This window comes from Sphingomonas sp. (assembly GCF_035758555.1).
Lineage (GTDB): Bacteria > Pseudomonadota > Alphaproteobacteria > Sphingomonadales > Sphingomonadaceae > Sphingomonas_B.
Genome location: NZ_DASTXI010000166.1, coordinates 1 through 3454, shown reverse-complemented (window position 1 = coordinate 3454; position 3454 = coordinate 1). Strand labels below are relative to the sequence as shown.

Sequence of the window (3454 nt, the reverse complement as noted above, 5' to 3'; positions counted from 1 at the left end):
TTGAACACCGCGCCCGCGCCCGTCGTCACCGCGCAGCCGATCACGCAGGCGCGGTCCAGCGGCATCTCCGGATCGATCGCGACGCAGGCATGCTCATGGACGAGCATCTGTTCGGCATAGGCCGACAGGTTCAGCATCTGGTTGACCGGCGTGCCGTCCGGGAAGGCGAGGCGCGGCGGCTCGCCTGGCATGCGCCGCGTGTCGCCGCCCAGGCACAGCGACATGCGGCCGGTGACGCAGAACTCGCAATGCCCGCAAAAGGCGCTGAGGCAGGTCACGACCGCGTCGCCCGGCTTCACCGTCGTCACTTCGGAGCCGACCTGCTCGACGATTCCCGCCGCCTCGTGCCCCGGAATGCACGGCATCGCGTGCGGATAGGCGCCGTCGACGAAGTGCAGGTCGGACCGGCACACGCCGGTCGCGGCGGTGCGGATCAGCACCTCGCGCGGGCCGGGCTTCGCGACCACCACTTCTTCGATGGTGAGCGGCGTCTTGGGTTGGGAGAGAATCGCGGCTTTCATTTACTCGTCACCCCCGCGAAAGCGGGGGTCCCGCTTTCTTTGCTGAAGAAGGAAGAAGAAGCGGGACCCCGGATCAGGTCCGGGGTGACGAGGGAAGTCATCGTGCCGCCCTCGCCTTTGCTTCGGCGATCGCCTCTCGCCCGCCGTACTTGCCGAATTCGAGCCGTGCGATCGCGCGGTTGTGCACCTCGTCGGGTCCGTCGGCGAGGCGCAGCGTGCGGATGCCGGCGTACATCTTGGCGAGGCCCGGATCGTCGGACACGCCGGCGCCACCGAACGCCTGGATCGCGTCGTCGATGATGCGCAGCGCCATGCGCGGGGCCGAGACCTTGATCATCGCGATCTCCCCCTGCGCGGCCTTGTTGCCGGCCTTGTCCATCATGTCCGCGGCCTTCAGGCAGAGCAGGCGGTTCATCTCGATATCGATGCGCGCTTCGGCCACCCGCTGTTCCCAGACGCTGTGCTCGGCGATCGCCTTGCCGAACGCGACGCGGGACAGCAGCCGCTCGCTCATCTTCCTGAGCGCTTCCTCGGCGACGCCGATCGTGCGCATGCAATGGTGGATGCGGCCGGGCCCCAGCCGTCCCTGCGCAATCTCGAATCCGCGGCCTTCGCCGAGCAGCATGTTCTCGACCGGAACGCGCACGTCCTTCAGCTCGATTTCCATATGCCCGTGCGGCGCGTCGTCATAGCCGAACACGTTGAGGTGGCGCAGGATGGTGACGCCAGGCGCGTCGAGCGGCATCAGGATCATCGATTGCTGCTGGTGGCGCTGCGCCTCGAAGTCGGTTTTCCCCATCACGATCGCGACCTTGCAGCGCGGATCGCCGGCGCCGGACGACCACCATTTGCGGCCGTTCAGCACATAATGGTCCCCGTCACGCTCGATCCGCGTCTCGATATTGGTCGCGTCCGACGAAGCCACCGCCGGCTCGGTCATCAGGAAGGCGGAGCGGATTTCGCCGTTCATCAGCGGGCGCAGCCACTGCTCCTTCTGCTCGCGCGTGCCATAGCGGTGAAAGACCTCCATGTTGCCGGTGTCGGGCGCGGAGCAATTGAAGACTTCCGACGCCCAGCCGATCCGCCCCATTTCCTCGGCACATAGCGCATATTCGAGGTTGGTGAGGCCGGGCCCGTCGAATTCGAAGCTGTCGTCGACATGCGGGCGGCCGGAGCCGGGCGGCATGAACAGGTTCCAGATGCCGGCCGCCTTGGCGCGCGCCTTTTCCTCCTCGATCACCGGAAGAACCTTCCAGCGATCGCCCTCCTTCTGCTGCGCGATATAGTCCGGATTGCGCGGGCGGATATGCGCTTCGATGAAGTCGCGGACGCGGTCCCGCCAATAGGTCTGGCGTTCGGTCAGGTCGAAATCCATGGGCGCTCTCCGGGTCTGCTTTCGTCTTCTAGGCAGCGTTTCGCGGGGCTTTCCAGCCCCAAAAATCACGGATTTCCGCCACTCTCCGCGGACGCTACGGCAAGCTTGGCCAGCCGCGCCTCATGATCCGCCTTGCTGATCGGAAAGCGCGTGAACAGCCACGACGCGGCGAGCGCGATCAGCACGGTCAGGCCCGCGACGAAGGTCGTGAGTCGGTCCAGCACCTCGACCGGCACCTTGCCCGGAACCGCCTTGGCGGGAAAGCCCGACGCCGACAGCAGGATGCCCGACGCAAAGATGCCGAGGCCCGAGGTGCATTTCTGCATGAACAGCCCGCCGGCGTAGAACAGCCCCTCCTCGCGCTTGCCGCTCTGCTCCTCCGCGGCTTCCACCACATCGGCGATCATCGACCCGATCAGCATCATCACGCAGACGCCGAAGCCGGTGGCCAGCCCCACCATCGTCAGCAGGATCGGCAACAGCTGCGGGTCGCCGGGCTCAGGGAAGATACGCGCAAGCCGCAACCAATAAGGCGTCGTGCCGAATGCGGCGGAAAGCAGCGTCATGATCGCCGCGCCGCCGCGCTTGCCGAACGCACGCGCGACCGGCGTCACGATGAAGAAGGCGAGCAGCACGCCAGCGAACAGGCAAATCGAATAGGTCAGGAAGTCGACCGGCCGGAACAGCCAGACAAAGCCGAGCAGATAATTGGACATCGCAAAGGCAATGCCCTGGTTGATATAGGCGAACACGCCCGCGGAGATCAGCAGCACGAACGCCCGATTGCCGAGCGTCGACAGGATCGCGCGGATTTCCTTCCCTACCGACAGGGATTCGATCCGCGCCTTGGGCGGATGCGCGAGTCTCTTATGCGTGCCGATCGCAGAGGCGAGCACGCTGACCAGCATCACGATCGCCCCCACGACGCCGAAATTGTGATAGCCGGGGCCGGCCGTCGGCCCGGTCGGCGGCCGCAGCAGATAGCCATAAGCGAGCATCAGCATGGCGAGCCCGCCCGCCCATCCGAACACGTAGCGGTAGCGGATGACGGCGGTGCGCTCGTGATAGTCGCGGGTCAGCTCCGGCACCATCGCCGCCGACGGCACTTCGTTGGTCGAAATGGCGGCGCGGACCAGGATCGCGATCACCACCAGATAGCCAAGCGTCGCCGCCGTGCCCGCCTGAGGCGGGTTCCACAGCAGCACCCAGCTGAGCGCGATCGGCAGCGCCGATCCGTAAAGCCAGGGGTGGCGCCGTCCGATCCGCGTGTGCGTGCGGTCGCTCAAGGACCCGATCGCCGGATCGACGAACGCATCGACGAACAAGGCGATCATGATCGCGAAGCCGACCTGGTCGGCCGGCAGCCCGACCACCTGGTTGTAGAACAGCAGCAGGAAGACCGAGAAGCCGTTATCCTTGATGCCATAGGCGACCGCGCCCAGCCCGTAGGACAGCTTGGTCGAAAGCGGGACGCGCTCTGCAGTCATCGACATCCCTCCCCGCTCGTCCCGAGCGAAGTCGAGGGGCGCGTCTGAGGAGTCCGTGCAAGCGCCCCACG

General features: G+C 66.2%; 3 protein-coding genes. All 3 read right to left on the bottom strand.

The features are described from left to right. On the bottom strand, positions 1 to 521 hold a 521-nt coding region (locus VFT73_RS09800), incomplete at its 3' end, for an alcohol dehydrogenase catalytic domain-containing protein (RefSeq protein ID WP_326410399.1). A gap of 97 nt (positions 522 to 618) precedes the next feature. Further along, the gene (locus VFT73_RS09795) at positions 619 to 1896 is read right to left on the bottom strand and encodes an acyl-CoA dehydrogenase family protein (protein ID WP_326410397.1); all 1278 of its coding nucleotides are present in this window, start codon (positions 1894 to 1896) and stop codon (positions 619 to 621) included. 65 nt (positions 1897 to 1961) lie between these two features. Continuing rightward, positions 1962 to 3383, bottom strand: a complete 1422-nt coding sequence (locus tag VFT73_RS09790; protein ID WP_326410394.1) for an MFS transporter — start codon at positions 3381 to 3383, stop codon at positions 1962 to 1964. Positions 3384 to 3454 lie beyond the last annotated feature (71 nt).